24 protein-coding genes, 1 tRNA gene and 2 pseudogenes are annotated in these 23,486 nt (G+C 63.2%); 7 read left to right on the top strand and 20 right to left on the bottom strand.

The window, feature by feature from the left end; all coding sequences use genetic code 11:
* Window positions 1–396 (top strand): hypothetical protein (locus ATB1_RS11715; RefSeq protein ID WP_042663884.1); only part of this gene is annotated, 396 nt, incomplete at its 5' end.
* 37 nt (window positions 397–433) lie between these two features.
* On the opposite strand, the gene ATB1_RS11710 is transcribed toward ATB1_RS11715, so the two are convergent.
* From ATB1_RS11710 to sepF, 3 genes and pseudogenes are all read right to left on the bottom strand, one after another.
* A complete protein-coding gene (locus ATB1_RS11710) occupies window positions 434–856 on the bottom strand; it encodes a hypothetical protein (protein ID WP_082256383.1) in 423 nt (140 codons plus the stop codon).
* A gap of 133 nt (window positions 857–989) precedes the next feature.
* Window positions 990–3,936 (bottom strand): annotated as a pseudogene (gene uvrA / locus ATB1_RS11705) (excinuclease ABC subunit UvrA).
* A gap of 120 nt (window positions 3,937–4,056) precedes the next feature.
* A complete protein-coding gene (sepF, locus tag ATB1_RS11700; RefSeq protein ID WP_004969075.1) occupies window positions 4,057–4,413 on the bottom strand; it encodes a cell division protein SepF in 357 nt (118 codons plus the stop codon).
* A gap of 141 nt (window positions 4,414–4,554) precedes the next feature.
* Here sepF and ATB1_RS11695 point away from each other — a divergent pair, with 141 nt between their 5' ends.
* A complete protein-coding gene (locus ATB1_RS11695; RefSeq protein ID WP_042663882.1) occupies window positions 4,555–5,241 on the top strand; it encodes a DUF1028 domain-containing protein in 687 nt (228 codons plus the stop codon).
* Window positions 5,242–5,286: 45 nt separating this feature from the next.
* On the opposite strand, the gene ATB1_RS11690 is transcribed toward ATB1_RS11695, so the two are convergent.
* Window positions 5,287–5,766, bottom strand: coding sequence for an RNA-binding protein (locus ATB1_RS11690; RefSeq protein WP_004969073.1), 480 nt, complete (start codon window positions 5,764–5,766; stop codon window positions 5,287–5,289).
* Between the two features lie 197 nt (window positions 5,767–5,963).
* Here ATB1_RS11690 and ATB1_RS11685 point away from each other — a divergent pair, with 197 nt between their 5' ends.
* Complete coding sequence (locus tag ATB1_RS11685) at window positions 5,964–6,266, top strand: small CPxCG-related zinc finger protein (RefSeq protein ID WP_004969072.1); 303 nt, start codon at window positions 5,964–5,966, stop codon at window positions 6,264–6,266.
* Window positions 6,267–6,386: 120 nt separating this feature from the next.
* The gene (locus tag ATB1_RS11680) at window positions 6,387–7,706 is read left to right on the top strand and encodes a ribonuclease R family protein (RefSeq protein WP_042663881.1); all 1,320 of its coding nucleotides are present in this window, start codon (window positions 6,387–6,389) and stop codon (window positions 7,704–7,706) included.
* Window positions 7,707–7,856: 150 nt separating this feature from the next.
* Here the strand turns inward: ATB1_RS11680 and ATB1_RS11675 are convergent, their stop codons facing one another.
* Entirely contained in the window at window positions 7,857–8,096 is a 240-nt protein-coding gene (locus tag ATB1_RS11675; protein ID WP_042663886.1) for a hypothetical protein, read from the bottom strand.
* 95 nt (window positions 8,097–8,191) lie between these two features.
* Window positions 8,192–8,566 (bottom strand): hypothetical protein, encoded by a 375-nt coding sequence (locus tag ATB1_RS11670; protein WP_042663880.1) that lies wholly within the window; start codon window positions 8,564–8,566, stop codon window positions 8,192–8,194.
* 85 nt (window positions 8,567–8,651) lie between these two features.
* Here ATB1_RS11670 and ATB1_RS11665 point away from each other — a divergent pair, with 85 nt between their 5' ends.
* Window positions 8,652–9,083: a hypothetical protein gene (locus ATB1_RS11665; protein WP_052367951.1), complete on the top strand. Its 432-nt coding sequence runs from the start codon at window positions 8,652–8,654 to the stop codon at window positions 9,081–9,083.
* A gap of 498 nt (window positions 9,084–9,581) precedes the next feature.
* Here ATB1_RS11665 and ATB1_RS11660 read toward each other — a convergent pair whose 3' ends face one another.
* The 9 genes from ATB1_RS11660 to ATB1_RS11620 form a co-directional block, all read right to left on the bottom strand.
* The gene (locus ATB1_RS11660) at window positions 9,582–9,767 is read right to left on the bottom strand and encodes a ribbon-helix-helix domain-containing protein (protein ID WP_042663879.1); all 186 of its coding nucleotides are present in this window, start codon (window positions 9,765–9,767) and stop codon (window positions 9,582–9,584) included.
* 422 nt (window positions 9,768–10,189) lie between these two features.
* On the bottom strand, window positions 10,190–10,501 hold the full coding sequence (locus ATB1_RS11655) for a hypothetical protein (RefSeq protein WP_042663877.1): 312 nt from the start codon (window positions 10,499–10,501) through the stop codon (window positions 10,190–10,192).
* The gene (locus ATB1_RS11650) at window positions 10,498–11,193 is read right to left on the bottom strand and encodes a hypothetical protein (protein ID WP_042663876.1); all 696 of its coding nucleotides are present in this window, start codon (window positions 11,191–11,193) and stop codon (window positions 10,498–10,500) included. The genes ATB1_RS11655 and ATB1_RS11650 overlap by 4 nt, the downstream gene beginning before the upstream one ends.
* 650 nt (window positions 11,194–11,843) lie before the next feature.
* Window positions 11,844–12,206, bottom strand: a complete 363-nt coding sequence (locus tag ATB1_RS11645; RefSeq protein WP_157837737.1) for a hypothetical protein — start codon at window positions 12,204–12,206, stop codon at window positions 11,844–11,846.
* A gap of 480 nt (window positions 12,207–12,686) precedes the next feature.
* A tRNA-Ala gene (locus ATB1_RS11640) sits at window positions 12,687–12,758 on the bottom strand.
* Window positions 12,759–13,012: 254 nt separating this feature from the next.
* Window positions 13,013–13,321, bottom strand: coding sequence for a 30S ribosomal protein S10 (gene rpsJ / locus ATB1_RS11635; protein WP_004044563.1), 309 nt, complete (start codon window positions 13,319–13,321; stop codon window positions 13,013–13,015).
* Window positions 13,322–13,323: 2 nt separating this feature from the next.
* Complete coding sequence (gene tuf / locus ATB1_RS11630; protein ID WP_042663874.1) at window positions 13,324–14,589, bottom strand: translation elongation factor EF-1 subunit alpha; 1,266 nt, start codon at window positions 14,587–14,589, stop codon at window positions 13,324–13,326.
* A 191-nt stretch (window positions 14,590–14,780) separates the two neighbouring features.
* Window positions 14,781–15,734, bottom strand: coding sequence for a homoserine dehydrogenase (locus ATB1_RS11625; RefSeq protein WP_042661925.1), 954 nt, complete (start codon window positions 15,732–15,734; stop codon window positions 14,781–14,783).
* Window positions 15,731–16,300: an amino acid-binding protein gene (locus ATB1_RS11620; protein WP_004973566.1), complete on the bottom strand. Its 570-nt coding sequence runs from the start codon at window positions 16,298–16,300 to the stop codon at window positions 15,731–15,733. Before ATB1_RS11620 ends, ATB1_RS11625 begins: the two co-directional genes overlap by 4 nt.
* A 432-nt stretch (window positions 16,301–16,732) precedes the next feature.
* Here ATB1_RS11620 and ATB1_RS11615 point away from each other — a divergent pair, with 432 nt between their 5' ends.
* Window positions 16,733–17,467, top strand: coding sequence for a plastocyanin/azurin family copper-binding protein (locus tag ATB1_RS11615; protein ID WP_042661923.1), 735 nt, complete (start codon window positions 16,733–16,735; stop codon window positions 17,465–17,467).
* Window positions 17,468–17,774: 307 nt separating this feature from the next.
* Here ATB1_RS11615 and ATB1_RS11610 read toward each other — a convergent pair whose 3' ends face one another.
* Window positions 17,775–19,958: an elongation factor EF-2 gene (locus ATB1_RS11610; RefSeq protein WP_042663872.1), complete on the bottom strand. Its 2,184-nt coding sequence runs from the start codon at window positions 19,956–19,958 to the stop codon at window positions 17,775–17,777.
* A 190-nt stretch (window positions 19,959–20,148) separates the two neighbouring features.
* Here ATB1_RS11610 and ATB1_RS11605 point away from each other — a divergent pair, with 190 nt between their 5' ends.
* On the top strand, window positions 20,149–20,904 hold the full coding sequence (locus ATB1_RS11605; protein WP_042661921.1) for a DUF5781 family protein: 756 nt from the start codon (window positions 20,149–20,151) through the stop codon (window positions 20,902–20,904).
* Window positions 20,905–21,003: 99 nt separating this feature from the next.
* Here the strand turns inward: ATB1_RS11605 and ATB1_RS11600 are convergent.
* From ATB1_RS11600 to ATB1_RS11585, 4 genes and pseudogenes are all read right to left on the bottom strand, one after another.
* Window positions 21,004–21,617: pseudogene (locus ATB1_RS11600) on the bottom strand (30S ribosomal protein S7).
* A gap of 2 nt (window positions 21,618–21,619) precedes the next feature.
* Entirely contained in the window at window positions 21,620–22,048 is a 429-nt protein-coding gene (locus tag ATB1_RS11595; protein ID WP_004044570.1) for a 30S ribosomal protein S12, read from the bottom strand.
* Between the two features lie 227 nt (window positions 22,049–22,275).
* Window positions 22,276–23,169: a mechanosensitive ion channel family protein gene (locus tag ATB1_RS11590; RefSeq protein WP_042661919.1), complete on the bottom strand. Its 894-nt coding sequence runs from the start codon at window positions 23,167–23,169 to the stop codon at window positions 22,276–22,278.
* 54 nt (window positions 23,170–23,223) lie between these two features.
* Window positions 23,224–23,486: NusA-like transcription termination signal-binding factor (locus ATB1_RS11585; protein ID WP_042663869.1), on the bottom strand; the 263-nt coding region annotated here is incomplete at its 5' end.

Below are 23,486 nucleotides of genomic sequence, written 5' to 3'. Positions count from 1 at the left end.
CCGCGGAACGCGACGTTCGAGGTGGACTCGACCGGCCGGCTCGTCCTCGCGGTGACGAACACCGAGGCGACGCCGCAGACCGACGTGACGGTCAGACTCGTCGCCGAGGAGCCGCTTTCGAGCGAGGACGCCGTGGCGTTCGTCCCCCGGCTCGACGCCGGCGAAACGCGCCTCGTCGTCTTCGACCTCGAAGTGAGCGACGACGCCGTCCCGAAGACGCAGGTCGTCGGCGTCGACGTGAGCTACGAGGACGACGCCGGCAGACAGCTCTCGACGGGCACCCAGCGGGTCGCCGTCGAGGTGGTCCAACCGGCGACGACGTTCCCCGTCCTCCCGGCGCTCGTCGTGGCGCTCGCGCTCGCGGGCGTCGGCTACTGGTGGTACCGGCGGCGCTGATGGCTCCGGGGGCGCTGAAAAAAGTCGAGGCGCGCGTTCAGTCGTCGGCCGGCGACGCGGGACCCGGCATCCCGCCGGGCGTCGTCGGCTCGCTGACCCACGCCTGCCACGCCATGATGAGCATGGAGACGATGAGACAGAGCCCCCACAGGAACGTCGTCGGAACCAAAAAGAACAGTCCGAGCCCGACGCCGACCCAGATAGTGAGCGGCAACAGCCACTGCCCGACGACGAACAGCCCGCTCACCGCCGCCCGGAGCCGCCCCGTCAGCGCGAACGCGTCCACCGCAAAGCCCATCACGACCGCGAGAATCGAGAGCACGCCCAAGTGCGCGTGGCCGCCCACCAGCCACGACGGCACGCCCCCAGATTCCAGTAGCGTGTACTGGTACAGCCCCACCACCATCATCGTCGCCAGCCCGAGGAACCCCGATGTCTTGAGTATGCGTGACATACGCATACAGATGACGCGTTGCGATTTGAAATGTTTTTCTCTCGACTAGTTTGGCAGGCGAATGTCAGGTCCGCCGGCAGTCGCTCCCCGGTGGGCGCGAAGCGACCGTCGAAAACGAGATGCCGCGACGACGGGCGGTTCAGTCGTCGTTCGCCACTTTCGCGGGCTTGCGGCGGTCCGACCGCGGGCCTTCCTCGTCCACGTCGGGGAGGTAGTCGCAGAGGTACCGGCCCGTGTGGGAGTCGGGGTTCTCGGCGATTTCCTCGGGCGTGCCGCTGGCGACGACGGTGCCGCCGCCCGCGCCGCCCTCGGGACCGAGGTCGACGATGTGGTCGGCGTTCTTCACGAGGTCGAGTTCGTGTTCGACCACGAGGACGGTGTTGCCGTTGTCGACGAGGCGCTGGAGCACCTCGATGAGCTTCCGCTCGTCTTCCTTGTGGAGGCCGGTCGTCGGCTCGTCGAGCAGGTAGAGCGTGTCGCCGGTCTGCTTCTTGCCGAGTTCCTCGGCGAGTTTGACGCGCTGGGCCTCGCCGCCGGAGAGGGTGGTCGACGGCTGGCCGAGCTGCATGTAGCCGAGGCCCACGTCGTGGAGCAGTTGGAGGCGGCGGCGAATCTGCGAGTTCGCCTCGAAGAAGTCGAGCGCCTCGTCGACCTCCATGTCGAGCACGTCGGCGATGGTCCTGTCCTTGTACGTCACGTCGAGCGTCTCGGCGTTGTAGCGCGCGCCGTTGCACTCCTCGCAGGCACGTACACGTCCGAGAGGAAGTTCATCTCGATTTTGACGTTGCCCTGCCCCTTGCAGGCCTCACAGCGGCCGCCCTTGACGTTGAAGGAGAAGCGACCCTTCTCGTAGCCGCGCTGTTTCGAGAGCTTCGTCTCGGCGAACAGCTCGCGGACGTAGTCGAAGACGCCGGTGTACGTCGCCGGGTTCGACCGCGGGGTGCGGCCGATGGGCGACTGGTCGATGAGCCGGACCGTCTCGATTTCGTCGTAGCCCTCGATGGCGTCGTGCTCGCCGGGGTCGACGGAGGTGTTGTCGTTCATCCGCCGGGCGAGCCCCTTGTAGAGAATCTCGTGCATCAGGGTGGACTTGCCCGACCCCGAGACGCCGGTGACAGCCGTGAACGTCCCGAGGGGAATCGGCACGTCGAGGTCGTCGAGATTGTGCTGGCGCGCGCCGCGGATGACGAGTTCGCCGTCACCTTCGCGGCGGCTCTCGGGCACGTCGATGTCCTTGCGGCCCGAGAGGTAGTCGGCCGTGATGGAGTCGTCGGCCGCGACGATGTCGTCGAAGTCGCCCTGCGCGACGACCTCGCCGCCGCGCTTGCCCGGGCCGGGGCCCATGTCGATGATTTCGTCGGCCCGGCGCATCGTCTCCTCGTCGTGTTCGACGACGATGAGCGTGTTACCGAGGTCGCGGAGGCCTTCGAGCGTGTTGAGCAGTTTGTCGTTGTCGCGCTGGTGGAGGCCGATAGACGGCTCGTCGAGGACGTAGAGAACGCCCACGAGGCCGGAACCGACCTGCGTGGCAAGGCGGATGCGCTGGGACTCGCCGCCCGAGAGCGTGGCGGCCTCGCGGTCCAAGGTGAGGTATTCGAGGCCGACTTCGGTCATGAAGCCGAGGCGGGCGCGAATCTCCTTGAGAATCTCCTGTGCGATGGTCCGGTCGCGCTCCGAGAGGTCGCGTTCGAGGCCCTCGAAGTGTTCGAGCGCGCCCGCGATGGTCATGCGGTTGACCTCGGGGAGCGTCGTGCCGCCGACGCGGACGTGGCGGGACTGCTCTTTGAGCCGCGACCCGTTGCAGTCCGGACAGGTCGTGACGGCCATGAACTCCTCGATGTGGTCGCGCGTCCGGTCGGAGTCGGTCTCGACGTGGCGGCGTTCGAGGTTGCCGACGACGCCCTCGAATGGGTGTTCCTTGTGGCGCGTGCCGTTCTTCGTCGTCCACTCGAACACCACGTCCTCGGTGGTGCCGAACAGGAACGCGTCCTGCACCTCGTCGGAAAGCTCCTCGAACGGGGTGTCCACGCTGACGCCGAAGTGGTCGGCGACGTTGTCGAGCTGGCGGCGGTAGTACGTCCGGTTGTAGCTCCACGGCTCGAAGACGTGCTTGAGCGGCTTCGACGGGTCGGTGACGACGAGGTCGGGGTCGACCTCCTTGGCCTTGCCGAGGCCCTCGCACTCCGGGCAGGCCCCGTGGGGGCTGTTGAACGAGAACGACCGCGTCTCGATTTCGGAAAAGCGGAACGACGAGTTCGGATTGCCGAGTTCCTCGGAGAACTCGACGACGAGGCGGTCGTCGCCCTCGCCCGCGAGCGACCCGGTCGACCGGGTGTTGGAGGCGAAGGGGAGGTCTTCGGGCGGGTCGGGAACGATGAGTTTGAGGACGCCGCCGGCCTCCTCCAGCGCGGTCTCGACGGAGTCGGCGATGCGCGAGCGCGCCTCTGGGGCGACCTTCACGCGGTCGACGACCACGTCGATGGTGTGGTCGTAGTTCTTGTCGAGTTCGGGCGTCTCGAACGAGAGGTCGAACTCCTCGCCGTCGACCTCGACGCGGGCGTAGCCTCGGAGACGAGGTCCGAAAACAGGTCTTTGAACTCGCCTTTCTGGTCGCGGACGACCGGCGCGACGACCTTCGCGCGGGTGCCCTCGGGGAGTTCGAGAATCTGGTCGACCATGTCCTGTGCGGACTGCTCGCCGACCTCCTCGCCCGTGATGGGGTCGTACTGGGTGCCAACGCGGGCGTACAACAGGCGGAGGTAGTCGTGGAGTTCGGTGACGGTCCCGACGGTCGACCGGGGGTTGTTGGCCCCGTTCTTCTGGTCGATGGAGATGGCGGGCGAGAGGCCCTCGACGGCCTCGACCTTCGGCTTGTCCATCTGGCCGAGGAAGTTCCGCGCGTAGGCCGAAAGCGACTCGATGTACCGCCGCTGGCCCTCCGCGTAGACGGTGTCGAACGCGAGGGAGGACTTGCCTGACCCCGACAGGCCGGTGACGACGGTGAACGTCTCGCGGGGGATGCGAACGTCGAGGTTCTTGAGGTTGTGCTCTTCGGCACCGCGAACCTCGATGTAGTCCTTGCTCATTCGGACGACTCTAGGAACGAGAGGACCGAATAGGCATCGGTTCGGGCCGTTCGAACCGCATCGCTCGCGTCCGCGAGTCGGGGAGAAATCGGAGTGGAAGGGAGATGTCGTCCGCCGTCGTCAGCCGTTGAGCTTCTGTCGCGAGATGGAGATGCCCGTCGGCGTGATGACGATCTGGTCGTCGCCCTTCTGGACGATGTCGCCGTCGACCTCGCGCGCGACCTGCCGGAGGTCGTCGATGATGTGTTCCATCGTGTTGTCGGAGGTCGTGTGGCGGGTGATGTCCGCGATGACCAGATTGCCGTCGTAGACGGCGTCCTTGATGGCGATAACGTCCTGCTGGCCGCCGATCTCGGCGATGTGAACCGAGAGACCGGCGTCGCCGCGAGCGGTGTCGAAGTCGTCGAGGTCGAGTTCGACGTAGTCCTCGGTCGTTCGGGAACCACCACCACCGAGAATCTTACTCATGATACCCATAGGACGTAGAGAGGCCACAACGGGGTTAGTTCTTACGTCAGACGACTGTCGAAACGCAGACATTTCTCGGCTCGACGCGCGCCGGCCGCGCCGTTTCGCGGGGTGTTTTTACCCCGCGGCGCGCGGGGGGAGACGAACACGATGACTTTCAGCATCTGCGTCCGCGAGTCGTACGTCGACGCCGACGGCGACGACCAGCACCGCTTCGGCGTCGCCGTGACGACCCGACTCCCGGGCGTCGGCGCGCTCTGCCCGTTTGCAAGCGAACACGGCGCGGTGGCGACACAGGCGCTGACGAACGTCGAACTCGGTCGGAAGGGGATGGACTACCTCGAAGACGGCCTCGCCGTCGACGACGCCCTGCGGGCGCTGTTGAACGCCGACGACGGCCGCGCGGAGCGACAGCTCCACGGCGTCGGCTCCGAGACGACGTTCGCTTTCACCGGCGACGACTGCCTCGGCTGGGCGGGCCACTGCGAGGGCGACGACTACACCGTCGCGGGCAACCTGCTCACGGGAGAGGAGGTCGTCGAGGCCGCCGCCGACGCCTACGAGCGGAATCGCGACGGCGACAGCGACGAACCGCTCGCGAAGCGCCTCATCGACGCGCTCGGCGCGGGACACGCCGCGGGCGGCGACAAGCGCGACGACCTCGCTATCCAGAGCGCGGCCGTCGTTGTGACCTCGACCGAGGACCGCGAGATGGAGCCGTACTACAACGACCTCCGGGTCGACGCGACGGAGACGCCGCTGCGCGACCTTCGAGAGACGTTCTCGATGGCGCGGGAGGGGTACGAGGCGGCGCTGGAGAAGTACGCCGAAGCGTAGCCGAGAGGAGCGCACACGGCGTGCGCCGAGTCCTGCGACCGCGGGTCAGACCGAGAACTCGAAGAGGTCGTCGCCGACGTGGTGGATTGACTCGACGACCTTGCCGGAGTCGCCGACGAGGTCGGCCCCGTCTTCGAGCGCGCGACCCACGGCGAGCACCTTGCCGTGGGTCTCCTCCGCGATGACGACCAGGTCGCCCGCCTCGATGGTGTCGTCGGCCTCGGTAATGCCGGGGCGCATCACGTCGGCCCCGCTGGAGACGAACGAAACCGCGCCCGCGTCGACCGTGACGACGTTCGTCGTCGGCGGGAACTGGTTCGCGCCCTTGACCGTGAGAAACGGCTGGTCGTCGACGTACATGACCGCCGGCTCGCCGTCGACGAGGACGACCTCGTAGTCGGCGTCGGCGAACTCGACCGCCTCGAACGCGTCGCCGTCGAGGGCGACGCCGAGGGACGATTCGATGGAGTCGCACAGCGCGTCGATTTCGTCGCTTCGGAGGTGGTGGCGGGACTTGACCTTCATACCGGGTCGTGGACGCTCACGGCCGATAAATCGACCGCTCCGCGTCGAGTGGGCGGCGGCGGCGACCGACTGCCGGCGACCGACCGCTGACGACTGACGACCGACCGCCGCGAGATGAACCGAGCCGAACCGGCGTCCGACGCGCGTCAGACTGTGTCGGGTAAACTGCTAAGTACGATTGGGTCCACACCAACGATATGTGGCGCTCCCGGACGAACCGGGACCGGAAGCGCGTCGTGTGCATCGCATGCGGTGACGCGGTCCTCCGGTCGGCGGCGCGCGAGTACGACAAAGAGGGGAACCGCTGGGAACGGCACGGTAAGCGGTTCGAACACCTCTGTAAGGCCTGTTACCGCGGACTCTGTCATCAGCCCCGCGAGGAGCTCGAAGGCCTCCTCGTCGACATCGAAGAACACGGCATCTCCAACGAGGAGTTCCTGCTTCGCTACTTCGACGCGGTCAAAGAGCGGTACGAATCCCCCGGCGAGCGCGGGCGCTGAAGACGGGTTCGGCGGCCCGTCGCCGGTCCGCGCAAACGCGCGCTGACGAGTGATATCAATTCTCGTCCGTCGCGGCTCGTGCCCGACACTCATTTCTCCCTGCCCCGTCTAGTCGGGGCTATGTCAGACGACGCGCAGGCGTACGCCGGGACCGCCGAAGGGCAAGGACCGGTGGAGATAGACGCCGAACTCGCGCGACACCTCCAGAACAAGCGCGAGGACCTGTTCGAGGAGTTCGAGATTCGAGACAAGTTCCCGCCGGAAGTCCTCTCGGAGGCGCGTGCGCGCACCGACGGCGTCCACGAGGAGATCGAAGACGAGTTGGAACACCGCAAGGACCTCCGAGACCTCACGACGTGGACGACAGACCCCGTCGACGCCCAGGACTTCGACGACGCCCTGAGCATCCGCGAGAACGAGGAGACGTACACGCTGTGGGTCCACATCGCCGACGTGACCCACTACGTCCACCCCGGTTCGGAGATGTGGGCCGAGGCCGTCAAGCGCGGCAACACCGTCTACCTCCCCGCCTACACCATCCACATGCTCCCGCCGGCGCTGGCCGAGACGGTCTGTTCCCTCGTTCCCGAGGAGGACCGACTCGCCCACACCGTCGAGATGGAGATCAAGAAGGACACGCTCTCGTTCGAGTCTATCGACATCTACAAGTCCGTCATCCACTCCAACGAACGGCTCACCTACACGCAGTGTGAAAACCGGCTGGAAGACCCCGACCTCCCCCTCCACGAGGAGAACTCCCTCGTCTTCGACCTCGCCGACCAACTCCACGAACAGCGCAAGGAAGACGGCTCGCTGGTCCTCAACCCGAGCCGCGACCGCGCCCATACCATCATCGAAGAGTGCATGCTGAAGGCGAACAAGGCCGTCACGCACGAACTCATGTGGAACCGCGGCGTCGAGGCGATGTACCGCGTCCACCCGCAGCCGACCCCCGACCAGTGGGACAAGGCGCTCCGCGAAATCACCGAACTCGACGGCGTGAGCATCCAGTCCACGTCGTGGGACGAACCCCGAAAGGCCGTCAACGACGCCTTGGAGAGCGCGAACTCCCGCACGCTCAACAAGATTCAGCGCGCCGTGCTGAAGGTGATGCCCCGCGCGAAGTACATGAACGACCCCTTCGGCGGCCACTACGCGCTCAACTTCGACATCTACGGCCACTTCACCTCGCCCATCCGGCGGCTGTCGGACCTCATCAACCACTGGATCGTCCACGAGAACGACGTGCCCGAGGACCTCGTCGAACTCTGCGACCGCGCCTCGGACCGGCAGAAGGACGCCGAGACGGCCGAGCGGCTCTACAAGCAGTTCCTCCAAGAGGTCGGCTTGGACCCCTACGCGGTCAACAACCGCGGTATCGTCACCGTCGACGACGACGGCGAGGTCATCGACGAAAACGGCCTCCCGCCGCGCGAGTAACCGCGCGGTCGCTCCCGTTCGACCGACTCGTTTTTGACAGACAGGGCCGACAGGAGTCCACCAGCCGATACCGACGAGCCGACCGCAGAGCGACAGATTCGACTAACCGAGGTGTCGAAACAGTGGCCTTCGCTCCCTCGCCGCGACCGTCTACTCCTCTTGTTTGTGCGTGAACAGCAGCACGTCGCCGTCGTGCTGTGTCACACAGAGGTCGAGCAGCATACTCAGTTCGAGGCTGTTGTAGTCGTTCTCGCAGACGACCAAGTCGTCGAACGGCTTCTCGCACGCCGGACAGGCGATAGAGACGGTGTTTTGGTAGGTGGTGACGCCGCCGCTGGACTCGTAGGGCGTGAGCGACGACCGGAGTTCGTCGAGTTCCTCGTCGTTCATGAACGTGTTGTGCGCGGGGCGTGCGTATAATTCTTCACGGTTGGACACCGACCGCGGTCGGACGCGACTCACGAATACGGCTCACGATTCTCGACTCACGACTGCCCCGCGTCGTCCAACCCGCAGGCCCACCGGAAGTGCGGGTGCACCCACGACAGCCTCGCGGCGTTGGCTTCGACCCACGACGACGGGTCGCTCAGCCGACGCGACAGCACCTCCGCGCGTTCCTCGTGCGTTCCCTCCCGGTCGAACGGGATCAGTTCGAGCGTCCGCGACGCGGGATTGAAAAAGACCGCCCGCTCGGTGTCCGCGTCGAGTCCGACCAGCCGCGAGCCGTTGGCGTCTTTCTGGAGGAGCGCCTGCGCCATCCGGTGTTGGTGGACCCCGCGGCGCGTCTCGCGGAGTTTCGAAACGATGGCTCGAAAGAGGGCCGTCGGGTCCGACGGGGGTTCGCCTCGTCGCGTTTCCATACCGACGCCCTCGAAGCGAGACGGTAAGAGGGTCCGCCATGAGCGGAGTGAAAGTGTCGGGTTCGGTGGAAGTGAAGATTGACGAATGGCCCTCGCTTGGCGCGTCGGGTTGGTTCTCTGTGTCCTCCTCGTCGCCGGCTGTGCCGGTGGCCCCAGTTCAACTGCGACGATGACCGACGGAACACCGACGACCATACTAACGACCGCTCCGATACCGACTGACAACTCAACGCCAACCAACGAGACGCCGACGGCCGGCGACCCGGCGTACGGGACCGAGTTCGTCTCCGTCTCGAAACTGGAGAACGGAAGTCGAGTCGAGACGTGGCCCGATAACAAAACCGCCCGCTTCGAGAACCTCTCCGAACCGCGGAAAGAGGTGTTTCGGGACGCGCTGGATGGCCGGGTTACGTTCGGACCCGACGAGGAGAATCCGTTCGCGTTCAGCGATTCTGACCGACCCGAACTCGTCCGGTACGAGGGAGAGTGGTACTTCGTTCGGGTCGCGATTGTGTAGCCGCGAACGCTACAGCTCAGTATTCGTCACGGTGGGTGGCGTCACGAAAATAGCAGTAGCTCAGACCGTGAGACGCGTATGATAATTTTAAAACATTTCTTTGCGTGTGATTATAGTATGGAATCCCCTCCAAAAGACTTCATGCAGGGGCGGTCCAGCGCATGGTCCAGTAAATTTGGACTGATAATTATTTCGCTACCCCCTATTGGATTCTCTGCGGCCGTATCACGGTTCCTTGGCGTCAGCTCACCAAATTCAATCGTTGAACTCTTCTATTTTCTAAGCACGTTCTGCACCGTACTTCTCATATCAATGTTCAGTACGTACTTCGTGGCATATCAACTCGGCATGGGACAGAAATGAGAAACTGGACGTGCATCTGTCCGCAACGCAGTAGTGACTCGTCGGACCCCTAAGTTACGACTCATAGTCTTGCGTCGCGAAAATGGTAGTGGACTCGCGGGGGAGTGGTGAGTTTCCAAGGCTCCAGTCCCCCTTCTAAGCGTCTACCTGTGGACTCTCGGTGAGTCGCAGGTCTGGTTCATCGAATGGCGAGTCGGGTGCTTGCTGAATGAGATGGCGGACGTATTCAGCACGACTCATTCCGTGGTTCTTGCTCTGTTCGTCAACTTTCTCGACCATCTCTGGGGGCATCGAGATGGTGACGTTAACCGATAGTGCCATGCGTGAATAAGTGAGCAGAATAGTGATGTATAACTTACTGACCCAAAGAATTATTGAGTCAATGAGTTATTGGCCACACCTCATCAATCACTAAGTCGTTACACCAAATATGAGCACGAGCCGGACAATGGGACTAAAAACGTCTCCGCGCAGGTCAGCAATGACTTCGCCGAGGAATTTGATTGAGCCCTCAAAAGAGCACAAGTAGAAGGTACTGTTCCACTTGATCTGTCGCGCGCAGAGGCGATTCGCCGTCTTATGCAGTTAGCAATTGATGACCCATCTATCCTCGCTGAGACCAATAACAAACAGGAATAAACCAGATAGAGGGGTTCTAGAATCTCTTGGGAACACAATTCAGAGTAGCTAAAGGTGAAAACAAGTGAGTCGTCTGGCTGTGAATAAAAGAAAGGCAGCGACCGTCAGTAGCTGGGATTATTTCGCCAATAGCTGTGCGTCATCGAAATCAACCCCACAGCAACAGTAATAATGTGAGAGATGACGAACTCCGCGAAGTTGTCAGCTGCAACGATTTCATTCAGAGGCCACTTGAATAGACTCGACAGATAAACCTCTACAACGGTCTGTACTGCTACCTCGATTGAGCCAGCAGTCAACATTCCCACAATAAGTAGTAGGACTGCAATGATACTGGTACCATGAAGGTACACGTTGAATGTGTTCCCGATTAGGCTTCCGACAGCATAGTTTACTGTCGTAGTTCCTCTACTCATTCCCGTACCTCCGCATGGGGAAGAACGACGTCAGCAATCAAACCCGCAAACTGCTGTGGGGTGAACGTGGCTGGCTTGTCAACCTGAACGTAGCCAGATTGAGTAACGAAGAGTTTGATGGTCTGCCCGTTGTGGGGGACTAAAATCCGAAGCGTAGTTTTATCTGATTCTTCGAATACCTCCCCGATTTTATCGCTCTGTTCAATGTTGTTGTCTGGTGAATGTGCTGAGCCGGTGAAACCACCATCTGTATTTTGAAAGTCACCACCGGGAATACGAGCATCAGGATACGTATCACGAAGAGATTGGGTTTGGATGGTGACTGGCTTGAATACAACTCCAGTAGCTTCTTCTAGGAGATCAAAGACGAACTCAGAGTTCGTATCTTGTGCAACAGCAAATTCACCGGGCAAGCACATGAACTCTGCAGTATCTGTGACTTTTTCACGGGTCTGTTCTGCTTCGATAATACCTTGATCTGGACTGATATCTAGGAGTTTGGAACCATCTAAAGATTGGACTGCGGCTCGTCCCCGAAGTGGGGCAGTCGAAGCAAGGGTCTCCTGGTAAGTACTATACAACTCTAGAATACGCAGTAGCTCAACTCCATCCTCGATTGATTGACGAGGAAATGTACTGGTATCTATTCGATCGAAATCAGCCGTCGCAACGGCCACGTATCCACGTTTCATTTATTTATGCTCCTATCTTTGTGGCCGTGCGTCGAGGGTAACGTTGAAGTCCTCAGGAGCCAGAGGACTAGATACGCACTCAACGCTTGGGGTAACCCGGCCACAGGGTGCTTCTCTGTCCGCGTAACATCGGTACAATTGGAACCTGTGCGATGTTACGCGGTCATGATCTACCGACCAGCCTTGGGAATGTTCTGTAACCGAACTTCGTATATCAGCCAATGATGCCGTGACGTAAAAGTATTCTGACTAGGTGACCCAAAATTATCGCCTCATTTGTAACATTGGAAGAATAGTTAGTTACGACATATGGACAACACGATTTCGATTGATTCCGGTCTCTAAGCCGCCATTAGAGCATAGTATAAATCATTGTCGAGATTTTACGACATCATCATATCATATTCCAACTAATACAAAACCGTCGACTAACTCGTCGATAGTGATCTTATAAAGTTTTTGTTATCCAGAAACAGTATTTTCAGTTATGCCTATAATCAGAAAGAGCTATTAGTCCTCCCCAGTTCACCGAAATTGCTGTCTATTAAATGTAATCTATAGTATGTGTTTTCAAGAATTAATTCCAATATCGACACGTTAAACGCTGATTATTGTATACTCTCGATCAATCTATTGCAGAGCATAAATCTTCAACTGTGGCTAACTCTTGTTCCAGCATCGAGTTTTCTCTGCTCTTCAAACACCTCATGACCCGCTCCGTTCCACCCACCACCCTCGCGCACCCACTTGCTCACCGTCGATAGCTTCGCCCGGCGAATCCGAATCTCACCCTTATCGAAGTCGTAGAGGACGAACGCATACCACGCGACACCCCGAGCATCCGCCGTGAGTAACGACCGCGTCTGGTCGTGTCGAAGCCGAAAGCGCCCGTGCGCGGGATACTTCTCACCGATCCGTACGGAGGTGGATTTGACCTCGGTCTTCGCGCCGCTGTTAGGATGGACGCAGTCGTACCAGAACGCGTCGTCCGGTCGGTGGTCGAGGCCGTACACCTCGGCGACCAACTCCTCGGCGAGCGTCGCGGTCTCGCCGCTCTGCAGTCGCTCTTTCTGGTGCCGCGAGAGGTCGCGTATATCCAGACGATCGACACTGGCGTGACTCGCAGGGCTCCTGACAGAGCTACTGCTCGTCGGTTTGGTGTCGAGAGAAAGTAGTGGACTCGCGGGGTCCCCACGAGCAGTGCGAGACGACCGTGTCGTCTCGCTGGCCCTGCGGGCGACTTACGGGTCGCCCGCAGACGAAGCGAGTGGGGGCAAGCGAGTCCAGTGACTGAGGGAGTGAAACGACCGAAGGAAATGGACTCGCGGGGATATTGAACCACGGTCGCTCCCGTTCGCTCGCGACGCTCGCTCACCTCTCGCTCCCTGATTCAAATCCCCGCTCGAACAGGCACTACATCACGCGACGCAGAAGGTACTCGTCGGACTCCTCACGGAGTCACGACTCGCTGGGTTGCGTCGCGAAAATGGTAGTGGACTCGCGGGGATTTGAACCCCGGGCCTCTTCCTTGCGAAGGAAGCGATCTGCCACTGATCTACGAGCCCTCATTCCCACGGAGTCGTGGGATACACTTATACCCTATGTTTTGTCCGCGGCCGGGCATGCGATAGCATCCCGTTCCGTCGGGCGATTATGCGGGCGTCTGCTCGCGCGTCGAACGGAAGTGAGATGACACGCGCCTTAGCGCTGAAGGTCAGCTCGGAGGCAGAGTCCTCCGGACGCGCGCCTCGACAGCCGCGAGTGTGACGGGCGGGCCGTCACGAACGGGCGGTCCGAGAGAACCCGGACAGCGCCGTCGTTAGTCTTCGAGGACGATCTCGATGCTGACGTCGTTCGGAACCTGAACGCGCATCAGCTGGCGCAGAGCGCGTTCGTCAGCGTCGAGGTCGATGAGACGCTTGTGGACGCGCATCTCCCAGTGCTCCCACGTCGCCGTCCCCTCGCCGTCAGGCGATTTGCGGGCGGGGACTTCGAGCGTCTTCGTGGGCAGCGGGATCGGCCCGCTGAGGTTGACGCCCGTCTTGTTCGCGATCTCGCGGACGTCGTCGCAGATATCGTCGAGGTCTTCCGGACTCGTGCCGGCGAGCCGAACGCGTGCCTGTTGCATCGTTATCGCTCGTTGACTTCGAGCACTTTGCCGGCCGCGATGGTCTGACCCATGTCACGGACAGCGAAGCTGCCGAGCTCCGGAATCTCGGAGGACGGCTCGATGCTGAGCGGCTTCTGCGGACGGACGGTCACGATAGCGGCGTCGCCGGACTTGATGAAGTCCGGGTTCTCCTCAGCAACCTCACCCGACGCGGGGTCGAGCTTCTGGTCGATCGACTCGATGGTACACGCGACCTGCGCCGTGTGGGCGTGGAAGACCGGCGTGTAGCCAGCGGTGATGACCGAGGGGTGCTGCATGACGACGACCTGCGCCTTGAACGTCTCGGCGACCTTCGGCGGGTCGTCAGCCGGGCCACAGACGTCGCCGCGGCGGATGTCGTCCTTGCCGACGCCACGAACGTTGAAACCGACGTTGTCGCCAGGTCCGGCCTGGTCGACTTCCTCGTGGTGCATCTCGACGGTCTTGACCTCGCCGCCGACGTCAGAGGGCTGGAAGCTCACGTTGTCGCCGGGGTTGAGGGTACCCGTCTCGATACGGCCGACCGGGACCGTACCGATGCCGGAGATGGTGTAGACGTCCTGGATGGGCAGGCGCAGCGGCGCGTCCGTCGGCGGCTGCGGTGCCGGCAGGTTGTTGAGCGCTTCGAGGAGGATGTCGCCGTCGTACCACGACGTGTTGTCGGAGCGCTCGGCGATGTTGTCGCCCTCGAAGGCCGAAATCGGGACGTAGGTCGCGTCGTCGGAGTTGAAGCGGACCTGCTTGAGGAGCTTGTTGACCTGCTCCTTGACGTCCGTGTACTTGTCTTCGCTGTAGTCGACGACGTCCATCTTGTTGACCGCGATGATGAGTTCGCCGATGCCCAGGGTGCGGGCGAGGAAGACGTGCTCGCGGGTCTGCGGCGCGACACCGTCGTCGGCGGCGACGACGAGAACCGCGTTGTCAGCCTGCGAAGCACCGGTGATCATGTTCTTGACGAAGTCACGGTGGCCAGGACAGTCGACGATGGTGAAGTAGAACTCGTCCGTGTCGAACTCCTGGTGGGCGATGTCGATGGTGACACCGCGCTCGCGCTCTTCGGCGAGGTTGTCCATGACGTAGGCGAATTCGAATCCGCCCTTGCCCTTCTCCTCGGCTTCCTCTCGGTGCTGCTCGATGACGTGCTCCGGGACGGAGCCGGTCTCGAACAGGAGTCGGCCGACGAGCGTACTCTTACCGTGGTCGACGTGGCCGATGATGGCCAGATTCTGGTGGGGTTTGTCGCTCATTGGTGTGTTCACGCGCTAAGGCGCTCTGTGGGGAATGTTTTTGCTGAAACCCCTAAAACGATTTCGATACGCGCTACGGGCCGTCTAACCGCCGTACTGCGATTTGCGGAACCATACCACGGTCGCGGAAACGGAACGGCCGGTCGAGGTCGACTGTCAAAGAAAACGAGGGGTACAGGCTGTCTCCCGGTCTATTCGAGGCGAGACACGTCGGACAGAACGGCCGTCGCCGTCTCGGGACCGCCCGCTCCGCGGCCGCTGATGTTCAGTTGCCCCGCGTGTTTGGTCTCCAACTGGACGATGTTCTGCGTGCCCGTGACCGACAGCGCGGAGCCCTGCGGAATCAGCCGCGGGGCGACGCGGACGCCGTCGGCCGTCGCCTCGCCGATGAGGCGGACCGTCCGACCGTCCTCGGCGGCGAGGTCGAGCGCCGTTCCCGGGACGTTGCGGATGCCCTCGACCTCGGCGTCGTCGAGCGCGTACTCGGTCTCGCCGTCGGAGAGGACGTTCGCGAGGATAACGAACTTCAGCGCGGCGTCAATGCCGTCGACGTCGAACGTCGGGTCCGCCTCGGCGACGCCGAGGTCCTGTGCCTCCGCGAGCACGTGCTCGTAGTCGAGTCCCTCGGCGGCCATCCGCGAGAGGATGAAGTTCGCCGTCCCGTTCAACACGCCGCGCGCGGCCGTCACGTGGGGCGCACCGAGGTCCGAGATGGTCGAGAGGATGGGAATCGCGCCGCCGACGGCGGCCTCAAACTGGACAGTCCCCTCGCTTTCGGCTTCGAGCGCGCGCAGGTCGGCGTACCGTTCCGCGACCGGACCCTTGTTCGCGAGCACGACGTGACGGTCGTCGGCCAGCGCGCGCTCGACGTGCGAAAAGCCGGGTTCGGCGTCGCCGAGCGTCGTCGGCGTCGCCTCCACCAACACGTCGTAGTCGGCGTCGAACACCGCCTCGGGGGCCGCCTCGCCGACCACGCCCTCGCGTTCCTTTCGGTCGTGGACCGCGCTCGGGTCGAGCCCGGCGGGGTCGACCGCGGAGGAAGACGAGTCCGCGAACGCGACGACATCGTGACCGTAGTCGCCCGCGAGGTCGAGAACCGAGCCGCCGACCGCGCCCGCACCGAGCACTGCGAGTCTGAGGCTCATTGGGATCCCTCCGCGAGCGGCTCGACGACGTGCAGTCCCTTCTCGGCGGCGAGGTCGCGAACGACCGACAGCGTCTCGTCGACGCGGCCGGAGCGGACCGCGAGTCGGAGTCGGGCGCTCGACGCCTCGTCAGTCCCCTCGCGGGCGGACAGCGACAGGTCCTGTAGGGTCGCGTCCGCCGAGGACTCGATGCGGTGGAGCGTGTCCGAGAGGTCGGAATCGACGATGTCGCCAACGAGGATGACCATTACCTCCTCGCCGAAGTGCTCCGCGCCGGCGCGGATGACGTTGACGCCGGCCTCGCGGAGCGCCTCGACGATTCGCTCGAAGCGGTCGGGCGGGCATTCGAGGTCGACCTCCACGGGGATGTGCCCCCGGGGAGTCAGGCTCCCACGCTCGTGGAAGATGGAAAGCAGATTGCCGCCGTTGTCGGAGATGGGCTTGAGCGCGGCCAAAAGCTGTCCGGGCTCGTCGACGAGTTCGAGCCGAATCGTGTGTGGTTTCGGCATCTCGCCGCTCCCGTCGGTCTCGGCGTCGCTCCCGCCGTCGAGGTCCTGTGCGCTCATCGCCCCACCCCCGTGGGCCGTCCCGACGCTGTTGTCCGCGACGCGCGGTTCGGTCGTGGTTTCGCGTCGTCGCGCCAGGAGTCGAGAGACGTACCCTTACGCATACGTATGCGTGATTCGGCCACGTGGTATAAGCCTTCGTAGCCGACACGGTTTGCCGACGTCGAGGGCGTGCTGGCATTTGACATGGACATCAGTGCAGTTCGGCCGAGGCAGTTGGGACTCGGTCGGAGAGAACGGACCGCAGTGGGTTCAGTATCACATGATTTGGGGCGGAAGCCACGGCTTCAGTCGTGCTGACGAGCGTCTGAAAGTCAGCCTTAGGCGAAGAATATTCGAGTTAGTTGATGGGTAGCAAACCCGGTTTCCGTAGATGTATACACGCCATCACGTGCCGCGTCACGCGGTGGGACAGTGACGGCAGGAAAACAGATGACCAAACAAACAGATACCGACGACCTCGAACTCAGCGACGACGAACTGATAGAGGTCATCAAGAATCACGGAATCGACCGGCGATCACTGCTGAAAGTATTCGGTGTGGGTGCAGCCGTGTCGGCACTCGGGGGGACGGCAGCCGCGACCAGCGGCCGTGGAAACCGAATCGACGAGGTGTACGGCGCGCCGTACTCGGCGGATGACACCGTTCCCTCGGGACTCGTCGACCACGTCGTCGAACTTCACACCCACGAAGAGAACATCCACGACGACTTCCCGATTGACCCCGAGTCAGGGAACGAGGTTCCGGCGGAGTTCATCTTCGACCCGGTTGGACTGCACGTGCGTCCCGGCGAAGTCGTCGAATTCCGCGTCCACCATGGGCTTCACACGGTGACGTCGTTCCATCCGAAGTTCAGCGAACCTCCGGTATTCACGTTACCGAGCCGGGTTCCAACGTCACACGGTTTCACGTCGCCTCCGGTGGTGGGCGGTGACTCGTGGCTCTACCGCTTTACGAAACAGGGCGTGTACGACGTGCTTTGCCTCCCCCACCTCACCCTCGGGATGGTTGCCCGAATCGTCGTATCCGGCGACGGAGCTGTCCCGTCGGACACATACGGACCGCTTCCGATTCCGAACGCCGGAGCTGTTCTGGGCGCTCCCGAGATGACACCGGAGAATATCGTCAGCGAAGGAAGCGTTGCCTGGGAAGACCTGACGCTGTAACCGAACTCCACGCGGCGGTGAAGCCGATCTCCGTTCTTATTTGTTCTATTTATCAATCAGTACTACGTCAAGGGCGGTGTTTCGAGAGCCCGTTACGGTGGCGTCGTTCGGACTCTCATCGGACAGCGAATGTACGGGAAGCCTATTGGTGCTCGACGTCGGCGTCCCTGGTCGTCCGGTTCACCCCTGAAGGGACGACCGAGCGACCGGAAAACGGAGCGGCGAGAAGCAACCGCTGCGACCGTTAGTGTGACACACTGCGGTCGCTCCCGGGCCGGTGACCGAAAGAAGGCGCGAAGGCTCGCGCTTAGATGTAGTCGATAGCCTGCGAGAGCTCGAGCTTCATGCCCTTGCGCTCGCGGATCTCCATGATCTTCTCGCGCTGGAGGTTGTCCGAGAGCACGCGGAAGCCGGCGTTCTCCGTGTTCCAGGAGGCGCGGCCTTCCGTGGCCGAACGGATGTCCGACGAGAAGCCGATCATCTCTTCGACGGGCGCGATGCCCTCGATGACCATGAGGTCACCTTCCTGGTACATGTCGTCGACGCGGCCGCGGCGACCCTGAATCTCGCCGGAGGCCGAGCCCATGTATTCGGAGGCGACGTCGATGCGGACGTTCTGGATGGGTTCGAGGAGCTTCACCTGACCCGCGATGAGCGAGCGGTGGACCGCGTCGCGCGTCGCAGGGATGACCTGGGCGGGACCGCGGTGGATGGTGTCCTCGTGGAGTCGCGCGTCGTGGAGGCGCAGGAGCGTCCCCTGGACGGGCTCCGCGGCGAGCGGACCGTCGTCGAGCGCCTCTTCGAGACCCTCGATGACGAGTTCCATCGTCTCGTTGAGGTGCTGGATACCCTTCGTGTCGTCGATGAGGATGTTCGTCCCGTGGATGTGTTCGACGTTCTGGGACGTGTCCTTGTCCATGCCGGCTTCCTGCAGCGCCTCGCGGCGCTCCAGTTCGGGCATGTCCATCGAGATTTCGCCGAGCTTGATGGAGTCGACGATGTCCTGCGAGAGGGGTTCCGCCGTGATGTAGAACTTGTTGTGGCGGTTCGGGGAGACGCCCTCGACCTCGTGGGACTTGCCCTGGACCTGCTCGCGGTAGACGACAATCGGCTCACCGGTGCGGACCGGGATGCCCTGGTTGTCGCGGATGCGCTGGGTGATGACTTCGAGGTGGAGTTCACCCTGACCGGAGATGAGGTGCTCGCCCGTGTCCTCGTTGATCTCGATGCGGATGGTCGGGTCTTCCTTCGCGACCTGCTGGAGCGTCTGGATGAGCTTCGGCAGGTCGTCCATGCGCTCCGCCTCGACGGACTTCGTGATGACCGGCTCGGAGATGTGCTCGATGGACTCGAACGGCGTCATCTCGACGGACGAGACGGTGGAACCGGCGATGGCGTCACGGAGGCCCGTGACGGCCGCGATGTTCCCCGCGGGGACACCACGGTCGAGTTCCTCGCGCTCGCCGCCCATGAACACACCGACGGACTGGACGCGGTTCTTGCCCGCGGTCCCGGAGACGTAGAGCTCCTGGCCCTTGCGGATGGTGCCGGAGAACAGGCGACCCGTCGCGATTTCGCCCGCGTGGGGGTCCATCGAGATGTCGGTCGCCATGAAGACGACTTCGCCGTCGTCGTCGACCTCGCGCATCTGGCGCGCGATTTCAGACTCGGAGTCTCCGCGCCAGACCGTCGGGATACGACGGGGCTGGGCGTCGAGCGGGTTGGGGAAGTGCTCCGCGACCATGTCGAGGACGACGTCCGAAAGCGGCGTGCGCTCGTGGAGTTCCTGGCGGTCGCCACCGCGCTCCAGTTCCATGATGTCGCCGAAGGAGATGCCGGTCTCCTCCATCGACGGCATGGAGACGCCCCACTTGTAGAGGGCGGACCCGAAGGCGACGGTCCCGTCTTCGACGGAGACCGTCCAGTCGTAGTCCTTCTCCTCGGTCATCCCGCGGATGAGCTCGTTGACGTCGGTGATGACGTCGACGAGACGCTTCTGCATCTCCTCGGGACCTTCCTGCAGTTCGTTGATGAGGCGGTCGACCTTGTTGATGAAAAGCGCCGGCTTGACGCCCTCGCGGAGCGCCTGACGCAGGACCGTCTCGGTCTGCGGCATGGCACCCTCGACGGCGTCGACGACGACGAGCGCACCGTCGACGGCGCGCATCGCGCGCGTCACGTCGCCACCGAAGTCGACGTGGCCCGGCGTGTCGATGAGGTTGATGAGGTGGTTCTCGCCTTCCCATTCGTGGGTCATCGAGACGTTTGCGGCGTCGATGGTGATGCCGCGTTCCTGTTCGTCTTCTTTCGTGTCCATCGCGAGCTGCTGGCCGGCAGTCTCGTCGGAGATCATGCCCGCACCTGCGAGGAGGTTGTCGGAGAGGGTCGTCTTACCGTGGTCGACGTGAGCGGCGATGGCGATGTTCCGGATCTGCTCCGGCTTGTCCATCAGTTTCTCACATTCCTGGACGATCTTCTTTCGTCGGCCCATTATACAGGGGTCTACCGGCAGGAGGGTCAAAAGAGTAGTGTTTTTGCCGAGCGGATTTCCCATTTTCAGCCGCCCTACCGCCGGGGTATGAGCATTTTTGTCACGATACCCGAGACTGTCCGCCGGACGCGAATCTCGTCGCCGCGGTCGGCGCAAGAGTCATGTTGGTTGATAACATTCCTCAACTTGAATGGACCTCCGAGTCGTCGGGGGCGCACCGGCAGACCCGTTCTTGAGCGCCGCCGACCTGTTCGAAACCGAGTTCGAGCTTTCGTACCCCGTGTTCGTGCGCGTGCGCGACGACCCCGATTCCCGCACGTGGGCCGGCCACTATCAGGACCACCACGTCCTCAACATCTCCCGGCAGGCCGCCACCAGCGCGATGGCCCGCGAGCTCGCGCTCCACGAGCTATCGCACATGGCCCGAAACGAGGAGGGCCACGTCTCGCACTACCAGTCCACGCGCGAGGCGGTCTTCCTCGCCCTCGCGGGCCGGACCGTCGAGCGCCGAAAGCTCGCGCACTGCTACCAGATCGCCAACCACTGCAAGGACATCTACGCCGACGACCTGACGCTGTCTGTCGCGCCCGCGGACAAACTCGTCCAGTTCCTCGAATCGCAACTGGCCGCGGCGCTCGCCGACCGACCGCAGTCGCCCGCGCGGCCGGGCTCTCGACTCGTCACCGCGGGGTCGGACCCCGAAATCACGGCCGTGAACGCCGCGTTCGCCCTCGCGCTCGTGGAACGGCACGACCTCGTCGAACCGGACCACCGGCTGTACGACCTCGCGCACGCCGCGGCCGACGACGCGCCGTCGGTGTCGCTCGACACGTTCAAAGAGCGGTTCCGGACGCTCGCCGCTGACCCCTCGAAAAGCGAGTACCGCCGGACGCTCGTGGACGTGGTGAAAAACTACGTCGTCAACCCCGGCGTGGCGGCCGACTGAACGCCGCGCGACGACTGCGAGAAAGCGGCGAACGAACCAGCGACCCCGCCGTGCGGCGTCGTCACTCGTCGCGGTGAAAAACGAAAGAGAGTGGAGAGATTACCGGGCCGCTTCGGCGACGCGCTCTTTCTCCTCTTTCTGGGAGATAGCGTACGTCTGGACGTCGTAGTCGGCCGCGCCGATGAGCTGTTGTGCGAGCGCCTCGGCGGCGGTGGTCGTGGACTTGTAGGAACCGCTGAGGGTACCCTGCGCGATGAACTTCAGCGCCTCGTCGACGCGGCGCTGCGGGGCGACGTCGACGGCCTGCGGGACCGAGATACCGCCGTACTTGAGGCGGACGGTCTCCTCGCGGGGGCCGGCGTTCTCGACCGCGCGGATGAGCACCTGCACGGGGTTCTCCTCGGTGCGCTCGTTGACGATTTCGAACGCTTCCTTGACGATTTTGCTCGTCTTCTGTTTGTGTCCCGTGTTGTCCTCGGTCTGCATCAGGCGGTTGATGAGCCGCTCGACGATGCTAATCTCGGACTTCTGGAACTGCTTCGAGGCGTGACGACCCATCGTGTGGGCGATGGGCGTCGCTTGATGTACCGGCTCATGCTGGGGTCGGTGTACTCCATCTCGGAGACGTCCCAGACGCCGAACAGAAGCGCGTTCTCTTTCGCTTCCTCGCTGCTCGCGGGGGACTCGGGCTCGGGTGCGTCGCTTTCCGACATTGTTAGCGCACCGGCTTTTCGGCGTTTCCGCGGACGAGTTCGATCATCGAGACGCCGTTGACCTTCTCGACCTTGTAGTTGACGCCCGAAAGGTCACCCATCGCGCGACCCTTCGCGCCGCCGATACCGGCGATGGTGACTTCGTCGTGCTCGTCGATGAACGAAATCGCGCCGTCACCGGGACAGAAGGCGGTGACCTGCTTTCCGTTCTTGATGAGCTGAACACGGACGCATTTCCGAATCGCCGAGTTCGGCTGCTTTGCTTCGATACCGACCTTCTCAAGGACGATGCCGCGACCCTGCGGGGCACCCTCAAGCGGGTCGGACTTCTTGCCGAGACCGCGCTCACGGCGCGCGTACTCAGAGTCGGACCAGCGGCGCTTCTGCCGGTCCTGCTTGAGCTTGCGCGCGGCGTATTTGCCGTTCGCCATAGTGAACAACAGTTCCAGATGGAGCTACTTAAGCCTCCCTTTTCGAATCCGGCGAGACGGCTTCAGGAGCGATTAGCGGCCCCTAAGGAGGAATCTGAGGTCGTTTCGACGATTCGAACGGCGGCACCTCCGCGTCGAAGAGCGACTAAACCGCCCGGAGACGGTGTCGTTTCGACCTCCGTGCGAACCGTCGCCACACCGGCCGTTTTCGCCCCCGGTCGACCGGGTCACTCGCCGCCGCGCTCGCCGACGAGGTCGACGTCGAGGCGACCGCTGACCTCCCGTCCCGACGCCGGTCCGAGCGTCAGCCCCTCCTCGTCGAATCGTCGCTTGACCCGACGCCGGAACCCCGAGCGGACGTCGACGAGGCTCACGTCCATCGGCGAGGCGACCCAGAACTCCGCCTGCAGCCCGACCGAACTCCCGGCGAATTCGAGGATGCGCGCGGTCGGCTCCGGCTCGTCCAGCACGCGGTCGTCCTCCCGCGCCGTCTCGACGAGTTCGCGGAGCGCCAGCTCCGTGTCGTCGGCGTACGCGACGTCGACGCGCTCGGTGATTCGGTAGCGCTCTCGGCCGTACGGTCGGGTAAGCGCGTTCGTCGTGAGCTCCGTGTTCGGCACCGAGATGGTCTCGTTGTTCACCGTCCGTACGCGCGTGACCCGGAAGTCGACCGCCTCGACGACGCCCTCGCCGCCGGGCCACGATATCCAGTCGCCGACGTTGAAGTCCGGGTCTGCCACGAGAAAGAGGCCGCTGATGAGCGCGCCGATGACCTCCTGTCCGGCGACGCCGACGACGAGCGTCAGCGCCGCGACGATGAGCGCCGTGTCGGTCAGGACCGACGCGTACCCCGCGCCGATGACGCCGGCGAGCGCGGCGACGACGATGACGAAGGCGTGCGCGTAGGTCTCCGTCGCCGACTTCAGCGTCGGGTTGTTCCGGTTGCGGGAGCCGACGAGCCTCGTCACCGCGGGGACCACGAGCAGCCGACCGACGAGATAGACCGCGACCGCCGCCGCGGCGAACCCCGCGGTCGCGCTCGCGAGCTCCTCGTACTCCGAAAACCCCGTCGGGTCGAGTTGCCCGACTGCGACCCCCAACGACTGTCGTATCGGCGACATGCGTAGCTCGCCGTTCGGTGGGGACAAAAACGTGTGGTCGCGTCGACCGCCGCCCTACGTCAACTGGATGTCGTCGATGTCGTAGTGGCGACGCGCCAGTTCGCGCGCGGTGTCGATGGTCTTCCCGCTCGCGCCGATAGCGACGCCGCGGTCGGCGTCGGCGACCTCGACGTACGCGACGGTGTCGTTCTGCCGCGAGAGAGTCACGTGTCGGACGGCCGCCGGTGCGAGCGCGCTGGCGACGAACGCCTCCGGCGTGTCGGCGTCCTCGACCAGTTCGACCGTCCGGCCGAGCTGGCGTTCGACCGACTGGACGG

Source organism: Haloferax sp. ATB1 (genome assembly GCF_000730175.1).
This window is presented reverse-complemented; position numbering and strand designations above follow the sequence as displayed.

Bases quoted from the DNA above. Each gene is read 5' to 3' on its own strand.
- ATB1_RS11620 (WP_004973566.1), bottom strand. From the start codon at position 16,300: ATGAGCGCACAGGACCTCGACGGCGGGAGCGACGCCGAGACCGACGGG.
- ATB1_RS11685 (WP_004969072.1), top strand. From the start codon at position 5,964: ATGTGGCGCTCCCGGACGAACCGGGACCGGAAGCGCGTCGTGTGCATC.
- ATB1_RS11650 (WP_042663876.1), bottom strand. From the start codon at position 11,193: ATGAAACGTGGATACGTGGCCGTTGCGACGGCTGATTTCGATCGAATA.
- ATB1_RS11610 (WP_042663872.1), bottom strand. From the start codon at position 19,958: ATGGGCCGACGAAAGAAGATCGTCCAGGAATGTGAGAAACTGATGGAC.
- ATB1_RS11680 (WP_042663881.1), top strand. From the start codon at position 6,387: ATGTCAGACGACGCGCAGGCGTACGCCGGGACCGCCGAAGGGCAAGGA.
- tuf (WP_042663874.1), bottom strand. From the start codon at position 14,589: ATGAGCGACAAACCCCACCAGAATCTGGCCATCATCGGCCACGTCGAC.
- ATB1_RS11670 (WP_042663880.1), bottom strand. From the start codon at position 8,566: ATGGAAACGCGACGAGGCGAACCCCCGTCGGACCCGACGGCCCTCTTT.
- sepF (WP_004969075.1), bottom strand. From the start codon at position 4,413: ATGGGTATCATGAGTAAGATTCTCGGTGGTGGTGGTTCCCGAACGACC.
- ATB1_RS11625 (WP_042661925.1), bottom strand. From the start codon at position 15,734: ATGAGCCTCAGACTCGCAGTGCTCGGTGCGGGCGCGGTCGGCGGCTCG.
- ATB1_RS11695 (WP_042663882.1), top strand. From the start codon at position 4,555: ATGACTTTCAGCATCTGCGTCCGCGAGTCGTACGTCGACGCCGACGGC.
- ATB1_RS11655 (WP_042663877.1), bottom strand. From the start codon at position 10,501: ATGAGTAGAGGAACTACGACAGTAAACTATGCTGTCGGAAGCCTAATC.
- ATB1_RS11690 (WP_004969073.1), bottom strand. From the start codon at position 5,766: ATGAAGGTCAAGTCCCGCCACCACCTCCGAAGCGACGAAATCGACGCG.
- ATB1_RS11595 (WP_004044570.1), bottom strand. From the start codon at position 22,048: ATGGCGAACGGCAAATACGCCGCGCGCAAGCTCAAGCAGGACCGGCAG.
- ATB1_RS11675 (WP_042663886.1), bottom strand. From the start codon at position 8,096: ATGAACGACGAGGAACTCGACGAACTCCGGTCGTCGCTCACGCCCTAC.
- ATB1_RS11590 (WP_042661919.1), bottom strand. From the start codon at position 23,169: ATGTCGCCGATACGACAGTCGTTGGGGGTCGCAGTCGGGCAACTCGAC.
- ATB1_RS11660 (WP_042663879.1), bottom strand. From the start codon at position 9,767: ATGGCACTATCGGTTAACGTCACCATCTCGATGCCCCCAGAGATGGTC.
- ATB1_RS11615 (WP_042661923.1), top strand. From the start codon at position 16,733: ATGACCAAACAAACAGATACCGACGACCTCGAACTCAGCGACGACGAA.
- ATB1_RS11665 (WP_052367951.1), top strand. From the start codon at position 8,652: ATGGCCCTCGCTTGGCGCGTCGGGTTGGTTCTCTGTGTCCTCCTCGTC.
- rpsJ (WP_004044563.1), bottom strand. From the start codon at position 13,321: ATGCAACAGGCACGCGTTCGGCTCGCCGGCACGAGTCCGGAAGACCTC.
- ATB1_RS11605 (WP_042661921.1), top strand. From the start codon at position 20,149: ATGGACCTCCGAGTCGTCGGGGGCGCACCGGCAGACCCGTTCTTGAGC.
- ATB1_RS11710 (WP_082256383.1), bottom strand. From the start codon at position 856: ATGCGTATGTCACGCATACTCAAGACATCGGGGTTCCTCGGGCTGGCG.